The sequence below is a fragment of the Martinezella sp. CNPSo 3964 genome (assembly GCF_057784375.1).
The window spans coordinates 1-1,583 of the sequence record NZ_JBXSOW010000032.1 but is presented as its reverse complement, the minus strand read 5'-3'; the positions used below and the strand labels follow the sequence as shown (position 1 = coordinate 1,583).

Genomic DNA, 1,583 nt, shown 5'->3' with positions numbered 1-1,583 from the left:
TGCATTCTGCTTGATGTTGGCCGCCATCTCCTCCATCGAGGCGGAGGCTTCCTCGGCGGAGGAGGCCTGCTCGGTCGCACCCTGAGACAGCTGCTCGGAGCCTGCCGACAGCTGCTGACTGCCGGATGAGACATTGTCCGAGGCCGAGAGCGCGTCGGCAACAACACCGCGCAGCCGCTCGACCATCGACTGCAACGACATGCCAAGCGTGTCCTTTTCCGACATCGGCTTCGGCTTCACCGTCAGGTCGCCATTGGCGATCTGGTCGGCGATCGTTGCGGTGTTGCGCAGGTTGCCGGTCATGACGTTGATGGTGTTGACGAGATCCTTGATCTCGTCATTGGTCTTGATCTCGATGTTCTGATTGAGGTCGCCGATAGCGACACCTTCGGCAACGGCCTGGATCTTCTTCAGGCCGCGATTGATGCCGAGTGCGATCCAGATGGCAACGGCTGTGGAGATCACGAACATGATGCCAAGCGACGTCAGCAAGAGGTTGCGCGCGGACGCATACTGGTCGTTGGTCGAAAGATCCGTCTGGTGCAGGTCTTCAAGGATCGCCTTGTTGACGGTCTCGAGGGCATCCTGAAGCAGGTCGCTCGCCTTGCGTCCCTCGCCCATGGAGAGGGCACCAGCCTTGCGGTTGCTCTCGTCGGTATTTTCGACTGCAAGCTTCAGGATCTGATCGTCGATCTGTTTCCAAGCCGGGTACTGCTTGGAAAACTCGGCAACCTTATCTGAAATCGCCGGATCTTGCGCCAGCTTCTGGACGAGCTGGTCGATCGTGGCCTGGCTCTCGTGAACAGCATCGATATAACCGCCGATCGCCTGCGGATCGGTATTGAGGATGGCGTTCTTTTCGTTGCGGATCGCGTCCAGCACGGCGGTGGAGAGATCACCGGAATTGCGCAGATTGTTCGCCGGTCCCTGGACGATGTCGGTGATGGCCGAGTTGAGGGACGACAGGCTCATGATTGCGAGGACCGACATGCCGGTCGACATGACGATCAGGAGGCCGAAGGCGAGGGCCAGTTTGAGTTTGATGGTAAAGCGCATCTCTGAAAAGCTCCTGGTGGAGATGAAGGGTTTGATACTTGAAATGTCAGACGGGGAGCCGTCTTGATGCGCGAAGACCGATACATTCACCCTTCCGCGAACCGGAACCGGTTCTTGAGGCCTGCAGTAGCATTTGCCGGCCTTTGGTCCGGCGCCTTCCGGCGCCGGCGTTTGTTAGTGTTCAGCCAGCCGCTCAGGCGCTCTGACGAAAATCATTGTCATCGGCGTCGGGACCACCCATGGACATGTCGAGGGTGAAGCCCTTGGCACGAGCCTGCTGACCGGCGACGCTGTTGTCGGTGCGTGCGGCCGGCATTCTGGCCGCCGTTGCCTTGCCGATGGGTGCCTTGGCGGCTGGCTTGGCCTTTGCCGGGCTTGCGGCATGATGGATGGGAACATGAACGGCCTGGGCCTTGCGGGCATTGGCCTGATCGACGCGGAAGAAGGCGATGGAGGCCTGCAGCTCTTCGGCCTGGGCGGCGAGCTCTTCCGAGGTTGCCGACATTTCTTCGGATGCGCCGGCGTTT

General features: G+C 60.1%; 1 protein-coding gene and 1 pseudogene. Both read right to left on the bottom strand.

Annotation, left to right across the window (positions count from 1 at the left end):
• The coding region (locus tag AC13Q5_RS34980; RefSeq protein ID WP_488504957.1) for an MCP four helix bundle domain-containing protein at positions 1-1,056 on the bottom strand (1,056 nt) is incomplete at its 3' end.
• Positions 1,057-1,249: 193 nt separating this feature from the next.
• Positions 1,250-1,583: pseudogene (locus AC13Q5_RS34975) on the bottom strand (methyl-accepting chemotaxis protein); the annotation flags it as partial.